Source organism: Pseudomonas sp. CM25 (assembly GCF_013179705.1).
Taxonomy (GTDB): domain Bacteria; phylum Pseudomonadota; class Gammaproteobacteria; order Pseudomonadales; family Pseudomonadaceae; genus Aquipseudomonas.
Genome location: NZ_JABMCW010000563.1, coordinates 1 through 2,181, shown reverse-complemented (window position 1 = coordinate 2,181; position 2,181 = coordinate 1). Strand labels below are relative to the sequence as shown.

Genomic DNA, 2,181 nt, shown 5'->3' with positions numbered 1-2,181 from the left:
GCGCCATGCCACGGGCTGAACGCCCCGAGGCGGGCCTGACCTACCTGGCCGGCCTGCTGCACAACTTTGGCTACCTGCTGCTGGCGCACGTGTTCCCGCCACACTTTTCGCTGATCTGCCGCCACCTGGAGGTCAACCCGCACCTGCACCACACCTATGTAGAACAGCACCTGCTGGGCATCAGCCGCGAGCAGATCGGCGCATGGCTGATGAAGCTGTGGGACATGCCGGAAGAACTCCAGACCGCGCTGCGCTTCCAGCACGACCCTGCTTATGACGGCGCGTATGCTGCATTCCCCAACCTGGTGTGCCTGGCAACCCGCCTGCTGCGCTCGCGAGGAATTGGCTCGGGGCCGCAGGAAGAGATACCTGACGAGCTGCTGGAGCGGCTGGGGATTACCCGGAACAAGGCAGACGACGTGGTGAACAAGGTGCTCGAAGCCGAGAGCCTGTTGCGGGAGTTGGCCTCGCAGTTCCACACACCGCACTGACATCAAATGGGGCCGCTTTGCGGCCCAATCGCCGGCAAGCCAGCTCCCACAGGAACACCACTTCCCTCAGGCGTGTACCGAACCTGTAGGAGCTGGCTTGCCGGCGATTGGGCTGCAAGGCAGCCCCATACAAATTTCAGCCCTTCTTCTTCGGTTTCAGGTATTTCATCAAGCCCTGAAACCACATCACCAGCGCCGGGTTGCCCTTGATCTGGATATTCTTGTCCTGAATCCCCTGCATGAACGCCAACTGCTTGTTGCTCGCCTGCAGGGTGGCAAAGCCATAGGCAGCGTCCTTGAACGCAATGGCGAAGGCCGGCTGCGGGTGTGCACCGCCTTTACTGCCAATCCGCTCGTTACTGACGATGAAGTGCCGGGCGACCTTGCCGTCCAGAGTCTGCATCTGGAACACCAGGTCCTTGCCCTTGAGCTGCTGCTGGAATGCCGGGTTTTTACGGCTGGCCCTGGCCATCAACAGCCCCATGGCCCAGAGAAGAAAGCGGAACTTCATCAACGCGCCTCGAATTAAAAATGACTAAGGCGCGCAGTTTATCCTCTTCCAGAACTATTTACGCAAATTCGAAGCATTTTGCCTTCAGAAAGCACAACGGGCGCTCTGGGGCGCCCGTTTGGCTGACACTGGGATAGTCAGGCAGCGATCACTTGCCCTTCTTGGCCGGCTTGGCAGGCACGTTGACGCTGTCCTTCAGGTTTTTGCCTGGTTTGAAGGCCACGGTATTGCTGGCTTTGATCTTGACCGGCTCACCCGTCTGCGGATTCTTGCCGGTACGCGCGCCGCGATGGCGTTTTTCGAAGGTGCCGAAACCGACCAGGGTCACGGTGTCCTTGTCCAGGGCACCGGTGATGCTGTCGAGAATCGCGTTCAAAACCTGATTGGCCTTTTCCTTGGTCAGATCGGCCTTTTCGGCGATGACTGCGGCGAGTTCTGGTTTGCGCATAGTGAAGCCTCTTTGACGGAATTCTTGTTGTTATGCCGTGCTGCCTCGGGGAGCAGCGCTCAAGGCACCGCAGGCTCTAATCTGCGGCAGACGGAAGTGAGAATGGCACGTGCACCGGGGCCGCGCCAGTATCTGGGCGGCCATTGTGCAGGCAACAACAGGATAAAACCGACAGAACGACCGCTGTTTACGCCATCAGCGGCGGCAGTTGGCGATTCAGCGCCAGCCTTTCCATCACGGCTGCACCCGTCAGTGCGTAGCCCAGCAGTTTGCCGTCGGCATCCAGGCACAGCACCTTGAGGTCACTGCCCTGCCCCTCTACCTGCCAGGTACCTTCGCGGCCCTGAGGCGGCGGCGAAACGACCAGTGGGCAAGCAGGGGTTTTTACGGTAATCGGCATCGGCCCGTAGGCAACCGCCGTCGGTGTCCCGCTCAGGGTTTGCGCGAGGGCCCTGGCACAGCTCATCAGCGGCATTACATAAAGCAGGTTGATGCCATCGACCTCGGCACAGTCGCCAAGCGCGTAGATATTGGCGTGCGACGTGCGCAGCTGGCGATCGACAGTTACGCCGCGGTTGATCTGCAGGCCGGCGGCGGCGGCCAGGTCGGTACGCGGGCGCAGGCCGATGGCCGAGACCACCAGGTCGCAGGCGATCACGCTGCCATCCGACAGATGCGCCTCCAGGCCATGAGCTGCCTGCTGCAGGCGGGTCAGCACCGGGCCAAGGTGG

Annotated in this window: 4 protein-coding genes; 1 reads left to right on the top strand and 3 read right to left on the bottom strand. The window is 61.1% G+C overall.

Annotated features, from left to right (window positions below; genetic code table 11):
• On the top strand, positions 1-491 hold a 491-nt coding region (locus HP546_RS29440; RefSeq protein ID WP_172233154.1), incomplete at its 5' end, for an HDOD domain-containing protein.
• A 136-nt stretch (positions 492-627) separates the two neighbouring features.
• On the opposite strand, the gene HP546_RS29435 is transcribed toward HP546_RS29440, so the two are convergent.
• From HP546_RS29435 to HP546_RS29425, 3 genes are all read right to left on the bottom strand, one after another.
• Entirely contained in the window at positions 628-1,002 is a 375-nt protein-coding gene (locus HP546_RS29435) for a helicase (protein ID WP_172233151.1), read from the bottom strand.
• Between the two features lie 148 nt (positions 1,003-1,150).
• Entirely contained in the window at positions 1,151-1,450 is a 300-nt protein-coding gene (locus HP546_RS29430) for an HU family DNA-binding protein (RefSeq protein ID WP_172233148.1), read from the bottom strand.
• 187 nt (positions 1,451-1,637) lie between these two features.
• Positions 1,638-2,181: FAD-dependent oxidoreductase (locus tag HP546_RS29425; RefSeq protein ID WP_172233145.1), on the bottom strand; the 544-nt coding region annotated here is incomplete at its 5' end.

What these genes read in the sequence shown, in the direction of transcription:
- HP546_RS29435 (WP_172233151.1), bottom strand. Translation starts at nt 1,002, where the DNA reads ATGAAGTTCCGCTTTCTTCTCTGGGCCATGGGGCTGTTGATGGCCAGG.
- HP546_RS29430 (WP_172233148.1), bottom strand. Translation starts at nt 1,450, where the DNA reads ATGCGCAAACCAGAACTCGCCGCAGTCATCGCCGAAAAGGCCGATCTG.